The organism is Bradyrhizobium sp. NBAIM03, assembly GCF_020194055.1.
GTDB classification, from domain to species: Bacteria; Pseudomonadota; Alphaproteobacteria; order Rhizobiales; family Xanthobacteraceae; genus Bradyrhizobium; species Bradyrhizobium yuanmingense.
In genome coordinates, this window is the sequence record NZ_JADYVS010000003.1 from 391,906 (window position 1) to 414,316 (window position 22,411).

Below are 22,411 nucleotides of genomic sequence, written 5' to 3' on the forward strand. Positions count from 1 at the left end.
CGGGAATCCTCCAAGTGGAAAGACCCCTCTCCCCAACCCTCTCCTGCAAGCGGGAGAGGGAGTGCAGCACGGCCCTTGGCCACACTTGAGATGACCCTCGACTGCTGATGACCGCAATCCTCACCAACCTGTTCGATGGCGTCGCTTACGGCATGCTGCTGTTCGTGCTCGCCTGCGGGCTCGCGGTCACGCTGGGCCTGATGAACTTCGTCAATCTCGCCCACGGCGCCTTCGCGATGGCGGGGGGCTATATCTGCATGGTGCTGGTCAACCGGATGGGTTGGCCGTTCTTCGCCGCTTTGCCGCTCGCTTTCGTCTCCTCGGCTGCAATCGGCATCGCGCTCGAACGGACGCTGTACCGTCATCTCTACGCCCGCAGCCATCTCGACCAGGTGCTGTTCACGATCGGCCTGACCTTCATGTCGGTGGCAGCCGTCGATTACATCCAGGGATCCTCGCGGGTCTTCATCAATTTGCCCGCCGCGCTCCAAGGCCAGTTCGATCTGTTCGGCGTCGGTATCGGCCGCTACCGGCTGATGATCATCGTGATCTGCGGCCTGCTAACCATCGCGCTTCAAATGGTGCTGGCGAAGACACGTTTCGGCAGCCGCCTGCGCGCGGCCGTCGATGACCCCCGCGCCGCGAGCGGTCTCGGCATCAACGTGCCGCAGGTATTCGCCTTCACATTTGCCTTCGGTTGCGGGCTCGCCGGCCTCGGCGGCGCGCTCAGCGCCGAGATCCTCGGCCTCGATCCGTATTTCCCGCTGAAGTTCATGATCTACTTCCTGATCGTGGTCACCGTCGGCGGCTCCTCCTCGATAACGGGCCCGTTCCTCGCCTCGCTGCTGCTCGGCATCGGCGACGTCGCCGGCAAATATTACGTGCCGAAGATGGGCCCCTTCGTGATCTACACCATCATGATCGTGATCCTGATCTGGCGCCCGAACGGCCTGTTCGGCCGAACGGCCGCGCGTTGAGTTCACCGATGAGCGCTGCTTCCGACGTCGGCTACCATGCCCAGCGCCAGGCGCGCTGGCACTACGGCGAAATCGCCTTCTGGCTGATCGTGCTGGCCTGCGGCTTCGCATTTCCGTCGCGCTATCTGATCATGACCGACATCCTGCGCCTCGCGCTGTTCGCGATGTCGCTCGATCTCATCCTCGGCTATGCCGGCATCGTTTCGCTGGGCCATGCCGCCTTCTTCGGCGTCGGCGCCTATGCCGCGGGGCTGCTGGCGCTGCACGGCATCGTCAAGGAGCCCGTGCTGGCGCTGATCGTCGCCGGCCTTGCCGCCATGGTGCTCGGCTTTGCCACCAGCTTTCTGGTGATCCGCGGCGTCGACCTGACGCGCCTGATGGTGACGCTCGGCATTGCGTTGCTGCTGGAAGCGCTCGCCGAGCGCTTCTCCAATATCACCGGTGGGACCGACGGCCTGCAGGGCATCGAGATGCAGCCGATCTTCGGCGAGATCCCGTTCGACATGTTCGGCAAGGCCGGCTTCTTCTATTCGCTCGCCGTGTTGTTCCTGCTGTTCCTGTTGGCCCGCCGCGTCGTGAATTCCCCGTTCGGCCTGTCGCTGCGCGCCATCAAGAACAATCCGCTCCGTGCCGCCGCCATTGGCATTCCGGTCAACCGTCGCCTGGTCGCGATCTATACGCTGGCTGCGTTCTATGCCGGCATTGCCGGGGCGCTGTTCACCCAGACGACCGCGATCGCCTCGCTGGACGTGTTTTCCATGGAGCGCTCCGCGGACCTGATGCTGGTGCTCGTGATCGGCGGCACCGGCTATCTCTACGGCGGGCTGGTCGGCGCGGTGATCTTCCGCATGCTCCAGGAATTGTTCTCGACCATCACGCCGCAATATTGGCAGTTCTGGATCGGGCTCGTGCTGGTCGTGATCGTGCTGGTCGGCCGCCAGCGCCTGCATCGCTGGGTGCTGTATGTGCCGAACCTGATCATCAGGCGGATTGCGGGGCGCAAGGCGATCGTTGCCGTGCCGGAGAGCGATTCATGACCATCGCGCTCGAAACCCAGAATCTCGAAAAGCAGTTCGGCGGCCTGCGCGTCACCCGCGATCTGTCCTTGAAGGTCGAGCAGGGCGCCCGCCACGCGCTGATCGGTCCGAACGGTGCCGGCAAGACCACGGTCATCAACCAGCTCACGGGCGTGCTGAAGCCGAACTCGGGCCGCATCCTGCTCGAAGGCCAGGACATCACCGATCTGCCGGTGCACAAGCGCGTGCTGCGCGGGTTGTCGCGCACGTTCCAGATCAACCAGCTCTACCCGGACCTGACTCCCCTGGAGACCATCGGGCTCGCGGTCTCCGAGCGCCTCGGCCATGGCGGCGACTGGTGGCGACGGATGGGCACGCGCAGTGACGTCAATGGCGAGACCGCCGATCTGCTCTCCCGCTTCCATCTGCTCGACGTCATGAACGAAGAGACCGTGACGCTGCCCTACGGTAAGCAGCGCCTGCTCGAGATCGCGGTGGCCATTGCGGCCAAGCCGCGCGTGCTGCTGCTCGACGAGCCCGCCGCCGGCGTGCCCGAGAGCGAGCGCCACGACATTCTCGCCGTCGTGGGCAGCCTGCCGCGGGACGTCACCGTGCTCCTGATCGAGCACGACATGGACCTCGTGTTCTCCTTTGCTGATCGCATCTCGGTGCTGGTCTCGGGCGCGCTGCTGACCGAAGGCCCGCCCGAAGAGGTCGCGCGCGATCCGCAGGTGAAGGCGGTCTATCTCGGCGAGGAGGCGGTCGATGTCTGACCTGCTCGCGATCGATTCGCTTCGCGTCGGCTACGGCGAGGCGGTGGTGCTGCCGAAGATGACGCTCCGCCTCGCCGAAGGACAGGTGCTGGCGCTGCTCGGGCGCAACGGCACCGGCAAGACCACGCTGATCAACTCCATCGTCGGCGTCACGCGCCGCTTCGCAGGCTCCATTGCGCTGGCCGGCACCGATGTGACGGCGATGCGGCCCGACCAGCGGGCGCGCGCCGGCATCGGCTGGGTGCCGCAGGAGCGCAACATCTTCCGCTCGCTGACGGTGGAAGAGAACATGACCGCCGTAGCGCAGCCCGGTCCCTGGACGGTCGAGAAGGTGTACGAGATGTTCCCGCGGCTGAAGGAGCGGCGGAGCAATTTCGGTAACCAGCTCTCCGGCGGCGAGCAGCAGATGCTGGCGATCGGTCGCGCACTTACCCTCAATCCGAAAGTCCTGCTGCTGGACGAGCCGATGGAGGGCCTTGCGCCCATCATCGTCGAGGAACTCTTGAAGGCGATCGGGACCATCACCCGGTCCGGAGGTATCTGCTCGATCATCGTAGAGCAGAATGCCCAAAAGATTCTGGGGCTCGCCGATCGCGTTGTGATATTGGAGCGCGGAACGATCGTCCACGACGCTCCGAGCGCCGCGCTGAAGACCGACCCCTCTGTCCTGGAGCGCCATCTCGGCGTCGCCGGGGCGGCGGCCCACTAAGATGTCCAGGGAGTAACACATGCAGCGAACCACAGCCCCCTTCCGCGCCGACGAGGTCGGCAGCCTCCTGCGTCCGCTCAAGATCAAGGAAGCCCGTAGCCGGCTGGAGAAGGGCGAGATCTCGGCCGACGATCTGCGCAAGATCGAGGACATGGAGATCGAGAAGGTCGTGCACAAGCAGGCCTCGATCGGGCTGAAGCTCGCGACCGACGGCGAATTCCGCCGCTCCTGGTGGCATTTCGACTTCCTGGCCAAGCTCACCGGCTGCGAGCTGTTTCACCCCGACACCGGCATCCAGTTCACGGGCGTGCAGACCCGTCACGATGCGGTCCGCGTCATCGGCAAGCTCGACTTTCCAGACAGCCACCCGATGCTGGACCACTTCCGCTTCCTGAAGAAGGTCGCCGACCAGGCTCACGTCACCGCCAAGATGACGATCCCTTCGCCGGCAGTGCTCCACTTCCGCGGCGGACGCAAGTCGATCTCCAAGGACGTCTATCCCGATCTCGACGCCTTCTACGAAGATCTCGGCAAGACCTACCGCAAGGCCGTGAAGGCGTTCTACGACGCCGGCTGCCGCTATCTCCAGTTCGACGACACCGTCTGGGCCTATCTCTGCTCGCAGGACGAATTGCAGAAGGCACGCGAGCGCGGCGATAATCCGGATGGGCTGCAACAGATCTATGCGCGCATCATCAACTACGCGCTGGCGGAGAAGCCGGCCGACATGGTGGTGACGACCCACGTCTGCCGCGGTAATTTCCGCTCGACCTGGATTTCCTCGGGTGGCTACGAGCCGGTGGCCGAGACCATGCTCGCCGGCACCAATTACGACGGCTACTTCCTGGAGTACGACAGCGACCGCGCCGGCGGCTTCGAGCCGCTGCGCTTCCTGCCCAAGGGCAACAAGGTCGTCGTGGTCGGCGTCATCACCTCGAAGTTCGGCGAGCTCGAGAAGAAGGACGACATCAAGCGACGCCTGGAAGAAGCCGCCAAGTTCGCGCCCTTGGAGCAGCTCGCGCTGTCGCCGCAATGTGGCTTTGCCTCGACGGAAGAGGGCAACATCCTCTCCGAGGAGGAGCAGTGGGCCAAGCTCAGCCTCGCGGTCGAGATCGCGAAGGAAGTGTGGGGGCAGTAAGGCTCCGCCGTTAAGGCTCACCCGTGTCCCGGACGCGCAGCAACGCTCCAGTGTTGCTGCGCAGAGCCGGGACCCATGCTGCTCGACTTGCTGCGCGGAGCTATAGGCCTCAGTTCTGCAGAGCACCGCTGAGAAGCGCTGCGCTGCGTCCGGGCACGAGTCACTTCTCCGCCAGATAGACCCCCACAGAGAGGAGTTCGACCATGGGCACGTGCTTGTTCTTCGGGGTCGAGATCACCTTGCCGCGCCTGGCTTTGCCGCGATTGAGCTCGTGCCGCTCGGCGGGCCGTGCCCCTGCACCTCCCCACGCGATGATTCCTTCGCAGGCATTGATCATCTTGTCTGCCGGCGTCGTGTCCGCCGTGCAGCTCGGCTCGAACTGATTGCGCGTGCCTGCGCGACCGCGGGCGGACCACAGGATCGCGGCGAGCAGGGCGACCGGGCAGGCGCGCACGGTAAGGAGGCGATCAGAGGAGAAGCGCCAGTTGTTGCTCGGCGGGGCCAGAGTGGGGCGCGGCTCGCGGCCGGAGCAAACTGTGAAGGAGGCGCTTGGATCCGCTATTCCCTCAGTGGGCAGATTTTGCTAGGAGATTGGTCCCAATCCGTCTGCCCACCGATTTCCCACTCATGAAGAACGACGAAATCCTGAGCCAGATCACCGACTTCTGCCGCAAGGCGGACATGGCGGAATCGACGTTCGGCCGGCGCGCGGTGAACGATGGGAAGCTGGTGCACCGCCTGCGCGAGGGAAAGCGCATCACCATCGACACGCTGGAGCGGATCCAGGCCTATATGGCGGCGTCGATGGCCGGCGGCGTGCCGCCGCCGCGGGGACTTCAGGTGCCGCCCGAGAAGCGCGATCCACGCGGCAATTTCCGCTTCTTCGAGAACCGCCAGAAATACCTACTGTTCGTCCACACCTGCAGCGAAAAGCGGGTGATCGCGGACCGCGTCGCGCTGGAGCTTGCCTCCATCCATCCGCGCCCGCCGGCGCTGCGCCTGTTCGACGCCGGCGTCGGCGACGGAACGGTGCTGGCGCGGGTGCTGCGCGCCACGCACCAGCGCTTTCCGCACATGCCGTTCTACGTCGCGGGCAAGGAACTCAGCCTGGAGGATTTGCGCCTGACGCTGGAGAAGGTGCCGGACCGCATTTTCGAGCACCCGGCATCGGTGTTCGTGTTCACCAACATGTTCTACGCCGAGGCGCCCTGGCTGACGCCAGCGTCGCCCGCCGCGGCGGCCGCCACCGTCTGGCACGATGTGCCGCTCCGCGGCGCTTCGTCGGGCGAGTTCGAGCAGCAGATTGCGGAACTGAGGCCGTTTCTGGAGCAGAACTGGCGCGCTGCGATCAGCCCACGCACGGCCATGCCGCTCTACGAGCGGCCGGTCGTCCTCGTGCTCTATCGCGAGGACCACAGGTTCCTGCTGGATTCGACCATTCCGCGGCCGGGCCAGACTGAGGCCAATTTCGACCTCGTCATCGCATCCCAGCCCTACCGGGCCCTGTCATCGGTCAATTTCCGGGCCAAGCGGATCATTGCACCTCTGGCGCGGGCGCTGCGGCCGGGCGGCAGGCTGATCGGTATCCACTCCCATGGGCAGGATCCGGGCATGGAAATGATCCAGGCGATCTGGCCGGGAGAAAATCCTTTCTCAGTCAGCCGTCATGAGCTACTGCGTGCCGTTAAGTATGAACTTGGATCGGTGGGCCGCGACTTAAATTTTAATGCATACGCGGACAATCGTTCGATCTTCAGGTATGATATGGAAGCTCTGCCCAACGAGGTCACCGGCACCATCGGAACCTCGACGGCCTTTGCAGCGTGGAATGCGGCGGTGTATGTCGCTCAGATTGAGGACGACCGATTGACAGAAATGACTCAAAACGGCCGCACTCTGGATGCCGCCAGGGATGTGCTGCGGAAGTACAACGGGCTCTGGTTTCTCGACGAATCCTACGTCATCTCGCGCCGGCGTGATTGACATCATCAAAAGTAAACATCGCAAACGCCCGCCGGCTAGCGGCGGAACAAGGGGTTACTGATGCGCGCGTCCTATCTCTTCACCAGCGAGTCCGTGTCCGAGGGCCATCCGGACAAGGTCTGTGACCGGATCTCCGATGAGATCGTCGACCTGTTCTACCGTGAAGGGCCTAAGGCGGGCATCGACCCCTGGCAGATCCGCGCCGCCTGCGAGACGCTCGCGACCACCAACAAGGTGGTGATCGCCGGCGAGACCCGCGGCCCGAAGTCGGTGACCAACGAGCAGATCGAGGGCGTCGTGCGCGGCGCGATCAAGGACATCGGCTATGAGCAGGAAGGCTTCCACTGGAAGACCTGCGACATCGAGATCCTCCTGCACCCGCAATCGGCCGACATCGCCCAGGGCGTCGATGCGCTGCAGCCGGGCGAGGTCAAGGAAGAAGGCGCGGGCGACCAGGGCATCATGTTCGGCTACGCCACCAACGAGACGCCCGATCTGATGCCGGCGCCGATCTTCTACGCCCACAAGATCCTGCGCCTGATCTCGGAAGCCCGCCACTCCGGCAAGGAGAAGGTGCTGGGTCCGGACTCCAAGAGCCAGGTCACCGTGCAGTACGAGAACGGCAAGCCGGTCGGCGTGCGCGAGATCGTCGTGTCGCACCAGCATCTGGTTCCCGACCTCAGCTCGAACCAGGTTCGCGAGATCGTCGAGCCCTATGTGCGCGAGGCGCTGCCGAAGGACTGGATCACCGCGAAGACGATCTGGCACATCAACCCCACCGGCAAGTTCTACATCGGCGGTCCCGACGGCGATTCCGGCCTGACCGGCCGCAAGATCATCGTCGACACCTATGGCGGTGCGGCCCCGCACGGCGGCGGCGCGTTCTCCGGCAAGGATCCGACCAAGGTCGACCGCTCCGCGGCCTATGCTGCGCGCTACGTCGCCAAGAACATCGTCGCCGCCGGTCTTGCCGACCGCTGCACGCTGCAGCTCGCCTACGCCATCGGCGTGGCGCGCCCGCTGTCGATCTACATTGACACCCACGGCACCGGTAAGGTTTCGGAAGACCAGCTCGAGAAGGCCGCCGCCAAAGCGATGGACCTCACCCCGCGCGGCATCCGCACTCATCTCGACCTCAACCGGCCGATCTACGCGCGCACCTCGGCCTACGGCCATTTCGGCCGCACGCCCGACAACGAGGGCGGCTTCTCCTGGGAGAAGACCGACCTCGTCGAGCAGCTCAAGCGCGCGCTCTAATAAACGCGACATCCCGGGGCGCGTACGCGAGCGAACCCGGGATCCTCATCTATCACGTCGAGATTCCGGGTTCGCCTCTTGGAAGTGCCCCGGAATGACGAGTTCAACAACAGGACACTCGCCATGAACGCGAAGCCCGGCTTCACCGATTACATCGTCAAGGACATTTCGCTCGCCGATTTCGGCCGCAAGGAGCTCTCGCTGGCCGAGACCGAGATGCCTGGCCTGATGGCCACCCGCGAGGAGTACGGCCCGAAGCAGCCGCTGAAGGGCGCGCGCATCGCCGGCTCGCTGCACATGACGATCCAGACCGGCGTGTTGATCGAGACGCTCGCCGCGCTCGGCGCCGACATCCGCTGGGTCTCCTGCAACATCTATTCGACGCAGGATCACGCTGCCGCTGCGATCGCCGCCGCCGGCATTCCCGTCTTCGCCGTCAAGGGCGAGACGCTGACCGAGTACTGGGACTACACCGCCAAGCTGTTCGACTGGCACGGCGGCGGTCACCCGAACATGATCCTCGATGACGGCGGTGACGCCACCATGTATGTCCATCTCGGTCTGCGCGCGGAGAACGGCGACACCGCCTTCCTCGACAAGCCCGGCTCCGAGGAAGAGGAAGTATTCTTCGCGCTTCTGAAGAAGCAGCTCAAGGAAAAGCCGAAGGGCTACTTCGCGGGGATCGCCAACAGCATCAAGGGCGTCTCCGAAGAGACCACCACCGGCGTGCATCGTCTCTATGACATGCAGAAAGCGGGCACGCTGCTGTGGCCGGCCATCAACGTCAACGACAGCGTCACCAAGTCGAAGTTCGACAACCTCTATGGCTGCCGTGAATCGCTGGTCGACGGCATCCGCCGCGGCACCGACGTGATGCTGTCGGGCAAGGTAGCGATGGTCGCCGGCTTCGGCGACGTCGGCAAGGGCTCGGCCGCCTCGCTGCGCCAGGCCGGCTGCCGCGTCATGGTCTCCGAGGTTGATCCGATCTGCGCGCTGCAGGCGGCGATGGAAGGCTACGAGGTCGTGACCATGGAAGACGCCGCGCCGCGGGCCGACATCTTCGTCACCGCCACCGGCAACAAGGACATCATCACCATCGAGCACATGCGCGCGATGAAGGATCGCGCCATCGTCTGCAACATCGGCCACTTTGACAACGAGATCCAGATCGCGTCTCTGCGCAATCTGAAGTGGACCAACATCAAGCCGCAGGTCGACGAGATCGAGTTCCCCGACAAGCACCGCATCATCCTGCTGTCGGAAGGCCGCCTCGTGAACCTCGGCAACGCGATGGGCCATCCGTCCTTCGTGATGTCGGCGTCCTTCACCAACCAGACGCTGGCGCAGATCGAGCTGTTCGCCAACAACAAGGACGGCAAGTACGAGAAGAAGGTCTACGTGCTGCCCAAGACGCTCGACGAGAAGGTCGCCCGCCTGCACCTCTCCAAGATCGGCGTCAAGCTCACCGAGCTCCGCAAGGACCAGGCCGACTATATCGGCGTGAAGCAGGAAGGCCCGTACAAATCGGACCACTACCGCTACTGAGCCACCGGTTCGACCAACCATCGACGCAAAGCCCCGGAGCGATCCGGGGCTTTGTTGTTTCGGGGCATGGAATTCAACTCGCTTTGCAGTTGCGGCACGTTGATTGCCGATTGACGGCCAGCAGCGGCAGGCGGACAATCCGCCCCGGCGGAGGAAACCATGCAACAAGAACATTTCGACGTGCTGATCGTCGGCGCCGGGCTATCAGGCATCGGCGCCGGCTATCATCTGCAGACCAAGTGTCCGGCCAAGAGCTACGTCATCCTCGAGGGACGCGATTGCATCGGCGGCACCTGGGACCTCTTCCGCTATCCCGGCATCCGCTCTGACAGCGACATGTTCACCCTCGGCTATTCGTTCAAGCCGTGGACCGATCCGAAGGCGATCGCCGATGGGCCGCAGATCCTGAACTACGTGCGCGAGACTGCTAGCGAGAACGGCATCGACAAGCACATCCGCTTCCACCACCGCGTCAAGCGCGCGGCGTGGTCGACGCCGGATGCGCGCTGGACCGTCGAGGCCGAGCGCATCACGGGCGAGGGCGCGACCGAGCTGGTGCGCTTCACCTGCAACTTTCTATTCATGTGCTCAGGCTATTACAAATACGAAGCGGGCTATACGCCGGAGTTCAAGGGCGCCGCTGATTTCGCCGGCCGCATCGTGCATCCGCAGAAATGGACCGAGGACATCGACTACGCGGGCAAGCGTGTCGTCGTGATCGGCTCGGGCGCGACAGCGGTAACGCTGGTGCCGGAGCTCGCCAAGCAGGCGGAGCAGGTCACCATGCTGCAGCGCTCGCCGACCTATGTGGTGTCGCGGCCGGCGCAGGATCCCGTCGCCAACAAGCTGCGCCGCAACCTGCCGGCGAAGTTCGCCTATCACCTGATCCGCTGGCGCAACGTGATGTGGGGGATGTTCTTCTTCCAGCTCAGCCGGCGCAGGCCGGCGAAGGTGAAGGATCTCATCCTCAAGGGCGTGAGGATCGCGCTCGGCCCGGACTACGACGTCGCGACCCACTTCACGCCGCGCTACAATCCCTGGGACCAGCGGCTGTGCCTCGTGCCCGACGGCGACCTCTTCAATGCGATCCGCGAGCAGCGCGCCAGCGTCGTCACCAGCGAGATCGACACCTTCACGCATGACGGCATCCGCCTGAAGGACGGCCGCGAGCTGGCGGCCGACATCATCGTGACGGCGACCGGGCTGGTGCTCCAGGTCGCCGGTGGCCTCGAGGTCAGCGTCGACGGCCGCTCCGTCGATTTCGCCAACACGCTGACCTACAAGGGCATGATGTATGCCGACGTGCCGAACATGGCCTCGGCCTTCGGCTACACCAACGCGTCCTGGACGCTGAAATGCGACCTCACCTGCGAATATGTCTGCCGCCTCATCAATTACATGGACCGGCACAATTTCCGCCAGTGCATGCCGCACAACGATGATCCCACCATCACCGCGCAGCCTTCGCTCGATTTCACCTCGGGCTACGTGCAGCGCTCGATTGCCAAGATGCCGAAGCAGGGCTCGAAGCGGCCCTGGCGGCTCCACCAGAACTACGCGCTCGACATCGTCTCGTTGCGCTTCGGTCGGATCGACGATGGCGTGATGCAGTATTCCTGATCTTGCTACGTAGGATGCCGGGATAGCCTCGCGTTCGCTTGAGACGAATCGCGACTTGCGGTAGTATTTTTTTGCGCTGCAAGAAGTTTATTTCCGGCAACGTCTGAGTTCCGCGTTGTTGCCGTTTCAAGGGGAGCGCGGGACATGCACGTCCTTGCCCTGGTCACGCAAAAAGGCGGAAGCGGCAAGAGTACGCTGTCCGTTGGACTGGCGGTGGCAGCAATGCAGCGAGCTGAGCGCGTCGCTCTCATTGAGGCGGACGCGCAAGGTACGATCTCGAAATGGAAAGAGCGCCGCGATCATCCCTATCCCCGCGTCGAGCGCGTTGCCGATCCAGCCGAGATCGAACCGTTGATCGCGCGGCTGAAGGCCGAAGGCGTCTCGCTTGCCATCATCGACACAGCTGCCACGACCAACGGCTTGGCGATGCGCGTCATCGCCTGCGCCGATCTCTGTCTCATCCCGGCGCGCCCGAGCCCGGCCGATATCGAAGCCGCAATTCCTACACTGATCGCCATTCGCAGGCTCAACCGCCGATTTGCCTTTATCCTCAATCAGACACCGACGCGAGGGTGCCGGCTGAGCGAAGCTGCCACATCGCTAAGCTCGCTCGGCGTGCTTGCACTCCCGTTTATTGCGCAGCGTAACGATCACCAGGATGCACTCGGAGCAGGGTTGGGCGTGACGGAGTTCGCACCGGCGGGCAAAGCTTCGGACGAAATTGTAAGTTTGTGGGGTTGGATCGCGGCGCACTTGGCCGAGGAGTCGGATGATTATGGGAAAGGCGCGCTCAAAGCTGCCTGCTGACGTTGCACGCACCGGGCGTCGCTCGCTGCTGGAACTGGCGGAGGAAGTGAGCCGTGCGGTCGACGAGGGCTTGGCCATGCCGCAGGGCTCAGTCGCCGTCTTCCCCCAAGATGCGCCGCAGATTGCGCAAGAAGCGCCTGCTCCGATGACTGTTCCGGTACAAGAAGCGGCCAGCGTCATCGTTGCAAGACCTGAACCTTCGAGCAGCACTGATCTCATCGTGGACATGGCTAAGGGATATCAAGCCTGCGCTTTGGACGGCATGAGCGCTACGCTCAACTTCGCCAACGACCTCGCAAAATCACGGCTGGCCAGTGTGACATCAGAGGCCAATGAAACCGTCGTCGTGGAAAGCGATCTCATCGACGCGATTGGGACGGTAGCCGAGTGTCGCACCGTCGTGCTCGAACTGATGAAGGTTAATGCAGGCGCGACCTTGGAGTATGCGCGGGAGCTAGGGCGTGCAAAGACTCTGGCAGAGTTGGTTGAGCTGTCGGGCACGCATGCGCGAAAGCAATGTGAGTTGGTCCTGAAGCAAACCGAGTTGCTGAGGTCGCTTGCTCAAAGCATGACAAAGCCCAGTGCCAGGTGATGCAGCTCGCCTGCGCGAAGGGCGGGACCAAAACCCGAGCGGTCGCCGAGATGGTCGGCGACGAGCGGGCCGACGATCGTGCCGAGGTCATGTCATCCTCTTGCGCGCGACGGCGTGCAGATCACCCTGTCTGCGTGGCGCGGCGGCGGCGGAAATCCTGCACGGGCACGCCGCCCCAGCCCCAATTGTCGGTGTCGACTTCCTCGATCACGACGAAGGTGGACTCGAGCGGCTTGCCGAGCACGTCGCGCAGCAGCTCGCTCGACCCCTTGATCAGTGCGGCCTTCTCCTCCGCCGTGAGCGACGCCGCACCCGGCGCCGTTCCCTCGCGGGTCACTTTAATGGTGACGATGGGCATTGTCGTTCTCCTCCGCTCAGTGGCCGGCGCTCTGGCCGCCGTCGACATGCAGAATTTCGCCGGTGACAAAGGAGGCGCCCTCGAGATAGAGCACGGCATCGACGATGTCAGACATCTCCCCCATATGGCCGACCGGGTGCAGTGCGTCGAGCTGGGCATGCGTCGCGACCGGGTGCATCGGCGACTTGATGATGCCGGGCGACACCGCATTCACGCGGATGCCGCGCCTGGCGTATTCGATCGCGAGCGACTTGGTCGCGGCGTTCAGCCCACCCTTGCTCAGCGAGGCCAGCACCGAGGGCACATTCGAATTGGCCTGATCGACCAGCGTCGTCGTGATTTGGACGACGTGGCCAGACCCCTGCTTCTCCATTTCGGCGATGGCAAGCTGCGTGATGTTGAAGAAGCCCGCGACATTGGTGCCCATAACTGCGGCATAGTCCTCGGCCGTGTACTGGGTGAACGGTTTTGCGACGAAGATGCCCGCGTTGTTGACCAGCGTGTCGACTCGGCCGAAGCGGGCGATCGCTTGCGACACCACGCGCTCTGCGGTGGACCGCTCGGCGATGTCGCCTGCAACGGCGAGGACGTCGTCGTCACCCGACGGCTTGATGGAGCGCGCCGTTGCGACGACGCGATAGTTGCGATCGCGAAAACCCTGGACCAGGGCGGCGCCGATACCCTGCGATGCACCGGTGATGATGGCGACCTTCTGCTCGATACCCATGACGGGCTCCTGTTGCTGGCTTGAAAACCTGCGCCAACGGCGGCTGGCTTGGGCGTTGAGGTACGCTGCGGCGGCTTGCTTGCGAATATCCGCTGCCCGGCAGACACTCTTTCGCGACGCGAACGAATGCCGGATCGATCCTTGCGGAGGTTGTCGCAGCCGGCGCAAACGCCTAGCTTTCAGCCGAAATCTCAGGGGGCTGCGGCGAGCGCATGGATCGTCTGGACGCGATGAAGGTGTTTGTCCTTGCGGTGGACGAGGGCAGTTTGGCTGCCGCAGGACGCAAGCTCGGCCGATCGCCGGCTGCGGTGAGCCGCGCCATCGCCTTTCTGGAGCAGCGGGTCGGCGCCGAGCTGCTGCACCGGACGACACGCTCGATCAAGCTGAGCGAGGAAGGCGAGCGTTATGTCGCGATCTGCCGCCGCGTGCTCACCGATCTGGAGGAGGCCGAGGACATCGCGGCCGGACCGCGCACGGCTCCGCGTGGTCTGCTCACGATCACCGCTCCGGTGGTCTCCGGCGAGATGGTACTGCGGCCGATCCTCGACGCGTTTCTCGACGCCTATCCGACCGTATCGGCAAAACTCCTGCTGTTCGACCGTGCGGTCAATCTGATCGAGGAAGGCGTCGATATCGCGCTTCGCATCGGTCCGCTGGCGGATTCGGCGATGGTGGCGATGCGGGTCGGCGGGATCAGCCGCGTCGTGGTGGCAGCTCCCCGCTACCTGAAACAACATCCGCGCATCACCGAGCCGGGCGATCTCGCCAAACACCAGATCGTCGCGATGGCGCATCTGCCCAATTCCTGGACCTTTGCGCCGCAGCCGGGCTCATCGGCGCCGCGCACCGTGCAGTTCACCCCGCGGCTCGTCGTCAACAGCACCTATGCGGCAGTGGCCTCCACTGTGGCCGGGCGCGGCGTGGCGCGGATGTATTCGTACCAAGTGGCCGAGCAGGTCGCGCGCCGCGAGCTCGAGATCGTGCTGGCGGACGACGAGGATCCGGAGATGCCGGCGCATCTGATCTGCCCGCAGGGCCGGCTTTCGGTGCCCAAGGTGCGCGCCTTCACCGACTTCGCCGTGCCCCGGCTGAAGAAGCAGTTTGCGCTGCTGAAGCAGAGCACCAAGGCGCGTTGAGCCGCTTCATGCCTCCGCAATGCGCGGTTTCGCGTATACGGCGGGACGGCTGAATCGGCGATGGTTCCGGAACGGTTAACGCCGATTTAACGGATGAGTCCTACCCTGTCTCGGCCGGGGTTACTCGCAAGGCCGAGGTGAGCCCAATGGAAGCCCAGAGAATAGCGGTCGACGCCGTCGTCGCGTTGACCGATTGCGACCGCGACGCCGTCATCGCCTTCATCCGCCGCCTCTATCTCGCCGGCGTCACCGACCCCAAGCGCCTGACCTTCAAGGGCCTGCAGGCGCTGTCGCGGGCTTGATTCGGCTCGTTTCGGCCGGTTTAGACCCCAGTCCATCCCCTTGCTCTCCCCGGCGTGATTGCAACCCAGCGGTGAATATCTTGCCGCTCCGGCCGGGTCGGGCTACACGACACCCCGGCTGGGTCACTTGGGGATTGGGGAAATGTTGAAACAGCTTTTTGCGCCGCAGCTCGTCATTTTGTACGTGCTTGCGGCTTCGACGATTTACGTCCACTTTCGCGGCAAGCAGCGGCTGCGCTTCGCGCGCCAGCTCGGCGATCACTCGACCTATCTCGCACCTTACAATGTGCTGATGTATGCGGGCTCGGCGGTGCCGAACAAGCCGGTGATCTCGGTCGATCAGTTTCCGGAGCTGAAGCCCCTCCGCGAGAACTGGGAGACCATCCGCGACGAAGCCGTGCGCCTGTTCGATGAAGGTTTTATCCGCGCGGCGGCGAAGAACAACGATTGGGGCTTCTACTCGTTCTTCAAGAGCGGCTGGAAGCGGTTCTACCTGAAATGGTACGACGACTTCCTGCCGTCGGCGAACACGCTGTGCCCGACGACGGTGGAGCTACTCAAATCGATACCGAGCGTGCATGGCGCGATGTTCGCGATGCTGCCGCCCGGCGGCAAGCTCGGCGCTCACCGTGATCCCTTCGCCGGCTCTCTGCGCTATCACCTCGGCCTGGTCACGCCGAACTCGAACAAGTGCCGGATCCTCGTCGATGGCGTCGAATGCGTCTGGCGTGATGGCGAGGCCTTCATGTTCGACGAGACCTTCATCCACAGCGCCGAGAATGCGACCGACGTCAACCGCATCATCCTGTTCTGCGATGTCGAGCGCCCGATGAAGTACGGCTTCATGACCGCGATCAACCGCTGGGTCAGCCATCACATCGTCAAGGCGTCGGCGACCCAGAATGTCGACGGTGAGCACGTCGGCGTGCTCAACAAGGTGTTCGGCAAGCTCTACGAAATCCACCTTGCCAGCCGCAAGGTGAAGGAGTGGAACCGCAACGTCTACTACACGCTGAAATACGCGCTAGCGGCGCTGATCCTCGGCCTGATCGTGTATTCGGCACTGAACTGAGGCAAATGCGCGAGGCGGATCAGCGAAGCTTGGTCGGCCGTTGCCTCATCTCGATCCGCCCTAGCGCGATCGTCTGATCTCGGTCGGCATTGTCTAGTGATGGTGCTTGTGCTTGTGCCCTGCGGAGCCGTCGGGACGCTGATAGCCCCGTAACTCTGCATATCGCTGCATCTGGCTCTGATCGAGCACGGCAGCGGTTGAGAGGTGGTATTTGAGGTGGCTCTCGCGGAGCTGCCCCTGAGTTTCGGCAATGGCGCCAATGCTGGTCTTGAGCGCTTCCGATGTGACCCTGCGGGAAGAGAAGAGGTCTTCCAGCGCTCTCTCTTGCTCGACGAGCTTGTTACCCAGCGGAACGGCTTCCTGTTTCATGGCATCGAACAGCCGTTGAACCTCGGCGCGCTGATCGGCGGTCAGGCCGAGAAGATCACTGAGCTCGAGGACGTGGCTGGGACCGGGATATCCATTGAGCTCCGCAGCGAGAGCCAGGCCCATACCGCGTCCGGCGCGGAGATCGTCGATCTGTTGCTGTGACAGCGCCTTGATGGGGCGCTTCTCAAGGCCGGCATAGGGTTGACTGGACTGCGCGCCGGCTGTGCTGCCCGTGAGGAGGAGGGAGGCTGCAAGCAGAAGGACGCGGTTCATGAATCTGGCTCCCACAAAATGGAGCCGGCCGATGTCGAAGCATCGAACCCGGCTGTGACGTGACACCTGTCGCGATCGAGTGATCCCGGAGCACAAATCTTGCTGGATCGTCCGGCCCATGGCAACAAAGATCGCCGTGATTGAGTTGCCGAATGTGGAGCAGGTGATGACCTCTTTGCCGACCGCGAATACTGAGATCACGCAGTTCTTCCGCCGATGGCTGGACACCTTCGCGGGTTATGTCCGAGAGGTCGATTACGCCTCGGCGCGGCCGCTCTTCGATCCGGACGTGCTCGCCTTCGGCACCCATAGCGACGTCATCCCCGGCCTCGATCAATGGGTCAAAACCCAATGGGACAATGTCTGGCCGAAGACGACCGACTTCCGTTTCGTCCTCGATCAGACCTCCGTTCTGGCATCACCGGACGGTATGATGGCAACCGTCGTCGCGCCGTGGACGAGCACGGGCTATCATCCCGATGGCAGCACGTTCGCGCGCCCAGGCCGCGCGACGATGGTGTTTTCGAGGAACGGCGATGGCTGGCTGTGCGTGCATTCGCACATGTCGCTCAATCGCGGTGTGCCGCAGGCGAGCCACGCCAATCGGCCGGTAAAGGCCTGGTAGCTCGACCGCGTGCACGATCGACATGCAAAAGGCCCCATTCCGGGGCCTTTTGAGTCGAGCTGCAGCGAGCCTTATTCCGGCTGGCCGATGCTGACCTTCAGCGTGCCGATGCCGTCGACGCCGCATTCGAGCTTGTCGCCAGGCTGGAGCTGCGACACGCCGGCGGGCGTGCCGGTCATGATGATGTCGCCGGCGGCGAGCTTCACCTGCTGGGAGAGCTGCCAGATGATCTCGGGCACGTTCCAGATCAACTCGGTGAGGTCGCCCTTCTGCGCTTCCTTGCCGTTGACCGTCAGCCAGATCTTGCCCTTGGAGGGATGGCCGATCTTCGAGGCCGGCTGCAGCGCGGAGCAGGGCGCCGAATAGTCGAACGACTTGCCGATCTCCCACGGGCGCTCCTTCTTGCGCGAGGCGATCTGGAGATCGCGCCGGGTGAGGTCGATGCCGACGGCGTAGCCGTAGACTTGGTCCAGAGCCTTGTCGGCGGGAATGTTCAGTCCACCGCTCTTCATCGCGACGACCAGCTCGACCTCGTGATGCAGATCCTTGGTCAGAGGCGGATAGGGAATGGTGGCGCCGTCGGGCACCAGCATGTCGGCATGCTTGGCGAAGAAGAACGGCGGGGCGCGCTCGTCATTGCCCATCTCGCGGATGTGCTCGAGATAGTTGCGGCCGACGCACCAGATGCGGCGTACCGGATAACGGCCGCTCTCGCCGACGACGGGAAGCGAAGCCTGGGGCGGAAGCGGGATGACGTAGGAGGCGGCGTTCATGCGGGTCTCGCTGCTCTTGAGGTGGAACGAACTCTATGCGGTTGCGCTGATCGGCGCCAGAGCGCCGGCGTGGTGATGCTGCAGGCGGAAGAACGAGGCATAGCGGCCGCCGCGACGGAGCAGCTCGTCATGGCGGCCCTGCTCGACGATCTCGCCGCCTTCGACCACCAGGATGCTGTCTGCGTGCATGATGGTGTGCAGGCGGTGCGCGATCACGATGGTGGTGCGGTTCTGGCAGAGATGCTCGATCGCCTCCTGCACCTGCCGCTCGGATTCGGAATCGAGCGCGGCAGTGGCTTCGTCCAGGAGGATGATCGGCGCGTTCTTGAGCAGCGCGCGCGCGACCGCAATGCGCTGGCGCTGTCCGCCCGAGAGCTGGGTGCCGTGCTCGCCGACGGGCGTGTCGTAGCCGAGCGGAAAGCCGGTAATGAAGTCGTGCGCGCAGGCCGCCTTCGCCGCCTCGACGATCTCGTCCTCGCTGGCGTCCGGCTTGCCGAAGGCGATGTTGTTGCGGATGGTGTCGCGGAACAGATAGACGTCCTGGCCGACATAGGCGGTCTGGGCGCGCAGCGATTTGCGCGAGACCGACGAGATCGGCTGGCCGTCGATCACGATGTCGCCCTGCGTCACCTCGTAGAAGCGCAGGAGCAGGCCCAGCACGGTCGACTTGCCGCCGCCGGAGGGGCCGACCAGCGCAGTCACCTTGCCGGGCTCCGCGACGAAGCTCATCCGGTTGAGCACCGTCTCGCCCGAGCGATAGGAGAAACTGACATCGCGCAGCTCGATACGGGCATCTGTCAGCTTCAGCGCCGGCTTGTCATCGTCGGACTGCTCGCTCGCGGGGCTGTCGACGACCTCGAGCAGCATACGGGCGCCGACGAGCTGGCTGTTGAGATCGATGTTGAGCCGGGCCAGCCGCTTGGCCGGCTCGGTCGCCATCAGGAATGCGGTCATGAAGGAGAAGAACGCGCCGGGCGTGGCGTTGAGCGCGACCACGGCATAGCCGCCATACATCAGGCAGCCCGCGACGGCGAAGCCGCCCAGCATCTCCATCAGCGGGTTGGAGCGGTTGGCGACGCGGGCCATCTTGTTGGCGTTGCGTTCGACGACCGCGATGTTCTCGTCGATGCGCCTCTGCATGGTCTCTTCGAGCGTGAACGCCTTGACGGTGCGGATGCCCTGAAGCGATTCCTGCATCGTCTCCATGATGTCGGCGGTGCCGGTGAACTGGTTGAAGGCGAGGCCCTTGATGCGCTTGACCAGCTTGCGCAGCACCAGCATCGCCGGGGGCACTGCGACGAGGCCGATGAACGACATCAGCGGATCCTGCCACACCATCACGCCGATCATGGCGAGCAGCATCAGGAGGTCGCGCCCGACGGCGTTGACCAGCATGTTGAGGACGTCGGTGATCGACTTGGCGCCGGCGGTCAGCCGCGCCAGGAATTCGGAGGAGTGCCGCTCGGAAAAGAAGCCGACGCTCTCGCGCATCAGCTTGGCGAACAGCTGGCGCTGGTTGGTGGCGAGGATGGCGTTGCTGATCTTGGTCAGGATCACCATGTGGCCGTAGGTTGCCACGCCCTTGACGAACAGCAGAGCGACCGTGATCCCCGAAAACATCGCGATGCCCGGGATGTTCTTGTCGACATAGGCCTGGTTGATGACCTGGCCGAGCACGTAGGTCGCGCCTGCGGTCGCACCGGCCGCGAGCGCCATCAGCGCGAAGGCCACGAGGTAGCGCCGCCAGTAGACGATTCCCTGTTCCGTGATCAGGCGGCGAATCAGGACCGCTGCCGCGTAGGGATCGTCGGTGATTTTCTTTGGAAACTGGGCCATCCGGTGTCCATTGACGGCGCAGGACAAAAGCCTGCCCGCGCGTCAGGGATCGATGGGCCTCTGTGCCCGCTCAAGCCGGGTTTTTCAAGCCCAATTAAGGGCTTGCGCTTGGGATGATTCTAGGCGGAGGCGGCGTGGCGGAGCTCGCCGTGGCGCTCGCGGAACAACTTGTCCTCCCAGGCCAGCGCATGGGCTGCGATGGTCTCGAGGTCGTCGTATTGCGGCCGCCAGTCGAGCAGGCTGCGGATGCGGCTGGTGTCGGCGACCATGGTCATGATGTCGCCGGGCCGGCGCGGGGCGTATTGCACGGCGAAGCTGCGGCCAGAAACCCGGCGCACCGCGTCGATGGTCTCCAGCACCGAATAGCCGCGGCCATAGCCGCAATTGAGCGTGGACGAGGCGCCGCCATTGCGCAGATAAGCGAGTGCCGAGCGATGGGCCTGCGACAGGTCCGTGACGTGGATGAAGTCGCGGATGCAGCTGCCGTCCGGGGTCGGATAGTCGGTGCCGAACACGTCGATCTTGGCGCGCTGGCCGGTGGCGGCTTCCACCGCGATCTTGAGCAGGTGCGTGGCGCCGACGGTGGCTAGCCCAATGCGCGCCTGCGGATCGGCGCCGGCGACGTTGAAGTAACGCAAGGTCACGTATTGCATGCCGTAGGCGGCAGCGACGTCGTGCAGCATGATCTCGGTCATCAGCTTCGAGGAGCCGTAGGGCGATAGCGGCCGCGTCGGCGCGTGCTCGGGCACCGGCACCTGATCCGGATTGCCGTAGACCGCAGCGGTCGAGGAAAAGATGAAGCGGCCGATGCCGCGCTTGACCGCCACGTTGAGCAGGTTGCGCGCAGTGGTGAAGTTGTTGCGGTAATAGCCGAGCGGATCGCGCATCGAATCCGGCACGACGACCGAGCCTGCGAAATGGATGATGCTCTCGATGTCGTGCTGGGCGATCACGCCTTCGAGCAGGTTCTCGTCGCCGGCATCGCCGATGAACAGCGGCACGCCTTCGGGCAGGTAGGCCGAGAAACCGGTGGAGAGATCGTCGATCACGACGACGTCCTCGCCGGCTTCCGCCAGCGCCAGGACCGTATGACTTCCGATATAGCCGGCGCCGCCGGTGACTAGCACAGTCATGATCTCACCCGTCTTCGATCAACGCGCAAGGCTAGCGCTTGCGTGGTGAAGAGGGGGTATCGGCACAGCTGAACTGGTCACTATGCTTAATGTTGCGTATAGGGACTTTGCGAAATGGAGTGTGACGTGGCGGGTTTCCCCGGCGATCTCGAATTGATCGTGCCAAATCTGCACAGGCGCTATTCCGGGGTCACCGCGACCAACCGGATGGTGGCGCCGCGGCTGGCAAAGCTGTACCGCGCCGCCTGGTTCGGCTCGGACGCGCCGGCGGGGATCGCGCGCCTGAGCATCGGAGATCTCCTCAAGCTCTGGCGCCGCAAGCGGCCTGTGATCTGGCATGCGCGCCGCAACAACGAGATGATCGCGGGCGTTGGCTTGCGCGCGCTCGGCTGGCCGCTCAAGCTCGTGTTCACCTCGGCGGCGCAGCGGCATCACAGCTGGATCACGCGCTGGCTGATCCGGCGCATGGACGCGATCATCGCAACGTCAGATCTCTCGGCCTCGTTCCTGAAGGTGAAGGCGACGGTGATCCCGCACGGCGTCGACACCGACGTCTACGCGCCGCCCGCCGATCGCGCTGCGGCTTTCGCGGAAGCCGCGCTGCCCGGCCGTTACGCCATCGGCTGCTTCGGTCGCGTCCGTGCGCAGAAGGGCACCGATCTGTTCGTCGATGCGATGTGCCGTCTGCTGCCGCGCTATCCGGATTTCACTGCTGTCATCGTCGGGCAGGTCACGGCCGAGCAGACGCCCTTTGCCAACGACCTGAAGAAGCGCATCGAAGCAGCAAACCTGCAATCGCGCGTCGTCATCACCGGCGAGCTGCCGATCGAAGCAGTGCAGCGCTGGTATCAGCGCCTGACCATCTACGCCTTCACCTCACGCAACGAAGGTTTCGGTCTGACGCTGATCGAGGCGATGGCGGCCGGCAGTGCGCTCGTGGCCGCACGCGCCGGCGCGGCGGAGCTCGTCGTCCAGGATGGTGTCACCGGCGTGCTGATCCCGACGGGAGATGCCGACGCGCTCGCTGCGGCGCTCGAGCCGCTGATGCGTGATGTGGCCGTGGCGACCGCGATGGGTGAGCGCGGGCGGGCGCGGGTGCTCGAGAAGTTCAGCCTCGATGCCGAGGCGGCGCGGATCGGCGCGGTCTATCGGCCGCTGCTCTGAGGCCGTTTTCGCCTGTCGCAAACAAAACCGCGAAAACAACCCCATGCACAGTAGCCGGGGTCAGCAAAATCAAGGAGTTGGCGGAGAGTTCGAGAGATTGCGGATTTTTCGAACGAATTTTGACTCGTCGGGCAAAACAGTGGCAGGATGTCATCATCGGCGCGAGCCACGATCGCCTCAGTTCGTCACCCGCTTCCCGCCTCCCCCAGCACCCGCTCCGCGATCC

At 64.1% G+C, this 22,411-nt stretch carries 23 protein-coding genes; 16 read left to right on the forward strand and 7 right to left on the reverse strand.

The features are described from left to right. Nucleotides 1-107: 107 nt before the first annotated feature. The 5 genes from I6F21_RS06765 to I6F21_RS06785 are packed head-to-tail and all read left to right on the forward strand — an operon-like array spanning nt 108 to nt 4,613. Nucleotides 108-977 carry a branched-chain amino acid ABC transporter permease gene (locus I6F21_RS06765; RefSeq protein WP_036015727.1) on the forward strand — a complete coding sequence of 290 codons (870 nt, stop codon included), beginning with the start codon at nt 108-110 and terminating at the stop codon, nt 975-977. An 8-nt stretch (nt 978-985) separates the two neighbouring features. Next, on the forward strand, nt 986-2,014 hold the full coding sequence (locus tag I6F21_RS06770) for a branched-chain amino acid ABC transporter permease (RefSeq protein WP_225182975.1): 1,029 nt from the start codon (nt 986-988) through the stop codon (nt 2,012-2,014). Next, nucleotides 2,011-2,766 carry an ABC transporter ATP-binding protein gene (locus I6F21_RS06775; protein ID WP_036015732.1) on the forward strand — a complete coding sequence of 252 codons (756 nt, stop codon included), beginning with the start codon at nt 2,011-2,013 and terminating at the stop codon, nt 2,764-2,766. The genes I6F21_RS06770 and I6F21_RS06775 overlap by 4 nt, the downstream gene beginning before the upstream one ends. Beyond that, nucleotides 2,759-3,475 carry an ABC transporter ATP-binding protein gene (locus tag I6F21_RS06780; RefSeq protein WP_225182976.1) on the forward strand — a complete coding sequence of 239 codons (717 nt, stop codon included), beginning with the start codon at nt 2,759-2,761 and terminating at the stop codon, nt 3,473-3,475. Before I6F21_RS06775 ends, I6F21_RS06780 begins: the two co-directional genes overlap by 8 nt. Nucleotides 3,476-3,494: 19 nt before the next feature. After that, nucleotides 3,495-4,613 carry a cobalamin-independent methionine synthase II family protein gene (locus tag I6F21_RS06785; protein WP_036015736.1) on the forward strand — a complete coding sequence of 373 codons (1,119 nt, stop codon included), beginning with the start codon at nt 3,495-3,497 and terminating at the stop codon, nt 4,611-4,613. A gap of 160 nt (nt 4,614-4,773) precedes the next feature. Here the strand turns inward: I6F21_RS06785 and I6F21_RS06790 are convergent, their stop codons facing one another. Next, the gene (locus tag I6F21_RS06790) at nt 4,774-5,067 is read right to left on the reverse strand and encodes a hypothetical protein (RefSeq protein WP_225182977.1); all 294 of its coding nucleotides are present in this window, start codon (nt 5,065-5,067) and stop codon (nt 4,774-4,776) included. A gap of 173 nt (nt 5,068-5,240) precedes the next feature. On the opposite strand from I6F21_RS06790, the gene I6F21_RS06795 reads away from it, so the two are divergent. The 6 genes from I6F21_RS06795 to I6F21_RS06820 all read left to right on the forward strand — a co-directional run bounded on the left by I6F21_RS06795 (nt 5,241) and on the right by I6F21_RS06820 (nt 12,417). Then, the gene (locus I6F21_RS06795; RefSeq protein ID WP_225182978.1) at nt 5,241-6,596 is read left to right on the forward strand and encodes a hypothetical protein; all 1,356 of its coding nucleotides are present in this window, start codon (nt 5,241-5,243) and stop codon (nt 6,594-6,596) included. 60 nt (nt 6,597-6,656) lie between these two features. After that, nucleotides 6,657-7,853 carry a methionine adenosyltransferase gene (gene metK / locus I6F21_RS06800; RefSeq protein ID WP_036015759.1) on the forward strand — a complete coding sequence of 399 codons (1,197 nt, stop codon included), beginning with the start codon at nt 6,657-6,659 and terminating at the stop codon, nt 7,851-7,853. A 123-nt stretch (nt 7,854-7,976) separates the two neighbouring features. Further along, a complete protein-coding gene (ahcY, locus tag I6F21_RS06805) occupies nt 7,977-9,398 on the forward strand; it encodes an adenosylhomocysteinase (RefSeq protein WP_036015760.1) in 1,422 nt (473 codons plus the stop codon). Between the two features lie 159 nt (nt 9,399-9,557). Then, entirely contained in the window at nt 9,558-11,018 is a 1,461-nt protein-coding gene (locus tag I6F21_RS06810; RefSeq protein WP_225182979.1) for an NAD(P)/FAD-dependent oxidoreductase, read from the forward strand. Between the two features lie 144 nt (nt 11,019-11,162). Then, nucleotides 11,163-11,825 (forward strand): ParA family protein, encoded by a 663-nt coding sequence (locus I6F21_RS06815; RefSeq protein ID WP_225129339.1) that lies wholly within the window; start codon nt 11,163-11,165, stop codon nt 11,823-11,825. Next, nucleotides 11,794-12,417 carry a phasin family protein gene (locus I6F21_RS06820; RefSeq protein WP_225182980.1) on the forward strand — a complete coding sequence of 208 codons (624 nt, stop codon included), beginning with the start codon at nt 11,794-11,796 and terminating at the stop codon, nt 12,415-12,417. The genes I6F21_RS06815 and I6F21_RS06820 overlap by 32 nt, the downstream gene beginning before the upstream one ends. 121 nt (nt 12,418-12,538) lie before the next feature. Here I6F21_RS06820 and I6F21_RS06825 read toward each other — a convergent pair whose 3' ends face one another. Further along, complete coding sequence (locus tag I6F21_RS06825; RefSeq protein ID WP_225182981.1) at nt 12,539-12,775, reverse strand: 4-oxalocrotonate tautomerase family protein; 237 nt, start codon at nt 12,773-12,775, stop codon at nt 12,539-12,541. Nucleotides 12,776-12,791: 16 nt separating this feature from the next. Continuing rightward, nucleotides 12,792-13,502 (reverse strand): SDR family oxidoreductase, encoded by a 711-nt coding sequence (locus I6F21_RS06830; protein WP_036015767.1) that lies wholly within the window; start codon nt 13,500-13,502, stop codon nt 12,792-12,794. Nucleotides 13,503-13,714: 212 nt separating this feature from the next. On the opposite strand from I6F21_RS06830, the gene I6F21_RS06835 reads away from it, so the two are divergent. The 3 genes from I6F21_RS06835 to I6F21_RS06845 all read left to right on the forward strand — a co-directional run bounded on the left by I6F21_RS06835 (nt 13,715) and on the right by I6F21_RS06845 (nt 16,012). Continuing rightward, the gene (locus I6F21_RS06835; protein WP_036043273.1) at nt 13,715-14,638 is read left to right on the forward strand and encodes a LysR family transcriptional regulator; all 924 of its coding nucleotides are present in this window, start codon (nt 13,715-13,717) and stop codon (nt 14,636-14,638) included. A 146-nt stretch (nt 14,639-14,784) separates the two neighbouring features. Continuing rightward, entirely contained in the window at nt 14,785-14,940 is a 156-nt protein-coding gene (locus I6F21_RS06840) for a hypothetical protein (protein WP_007612486.1), read from the forward strand. Nucleotides 14,941-15,082: 142 nt separating this feature from the next. Then, nucleotides 15,083-16,012: an aspartyl/asparaginyl beta-hydroxylase domain-containing protein gene (locus I6F21_RS06845; protein ID WP_036029938.1), complete on the forward strand. Its 930-nt coding sequence runs from the start codon at nt 15,083-15,085 to the stop codon at nt 16,010-16,012. A 93-nt stretch (nt 16,013-16,105) separates the two neighbouring features. Here the strand turns inward: I6F21_RS06845 and I6F21_RS06850 are convergent, their stop codons facing one another. Then, the gene (locus I6F21_RS06850) at nt 16,106-16,654 is read right to left on the reverse strand and encodes a periplasmic heavy metal sensor (protein WP_225182982.1); all 549 of its coding nucleotides are present in this window, start codon (nt 16,652-16,654) and stop codon (nt 16,106-16,108) included. A gap of 166 nt (nt 16,655-16,820) precedes the next feature. Between I6F21_RS06850 and I6F21_RS06855 the strand changes: the two genes are divergently transcribed. Continuing rightward, complete coding sequence (locus tag I6F21_RS06855; protein ID WP_225112031.1) at nt 16,821-17,279, forward strand: nuclear transport factor 2 family protein; 459 nt, start codon at nt 16,821-16,823, stop codon at nt 17,277-17,279. Nucleotides 17,280-17,350: 71 nt separating this feature from the next. Here I6F21_RS06855 and I6F21_RS06860 read toward each other — a convergent pair whose 3' ends face one another. From I6F21_RS06860 to galE, 3 genes are all read right to left on the reverse strand, one after another. Further along, nucleotides 17,351-18,052, reverse strand: coding sequence for a fumarylacetoacetate hydrolase family protein (locus tag I6F21_RS06860; protein ID WP_225182983.1), 702 nt, complete (start codon nt 18,050-18,052; stop codon nt 17,351-17,353). Nucleotides 18,053-18,085: 33 nt separating this feature from the next. Further along, entirely contained in the window at nt 18,086-19,888 is a 1,803-nt protein-coding gene (locus I6F21_RS06865) for an ABC transporter ATP-binding protein (protein ID WP_225182984.1), read from the reverse strand. 119 nt (nt 19,889-20,007) lie between these two features. After that, nucleotides 20,008-21,021: a UDP-glucose 4-epimerase GalE gene (gene galE, locus I6F21_RS06870; protein ID WP_036015779.1), complete on the reverse strand. Its 1,014-nt coding sequence runs from the start codon at nt 21,019-21,021 to the stop codon at nt 20,008-20,010. A gap of 126 nt (nt 21,022-21,147) precedes the next feature. Here galE and I6F21_RS06875 point away from each other — a divergent pair, with 126 nt between their 5' ends. Then, nucleotides 21,148-22,185 (forward strand): glycosyltransferase family 4 protein, encoded by a 1,038-nt coding sequence (locus I6F21_RS06875; RefSeq protein WP_225182985.1) that lies wholly within the window; start codon nt 21,148-21,150, stop codon nt 22,183-22,185. The last annotated feature ends 226 nt before the right edge of the window (nt 22,186-22,411 follow it).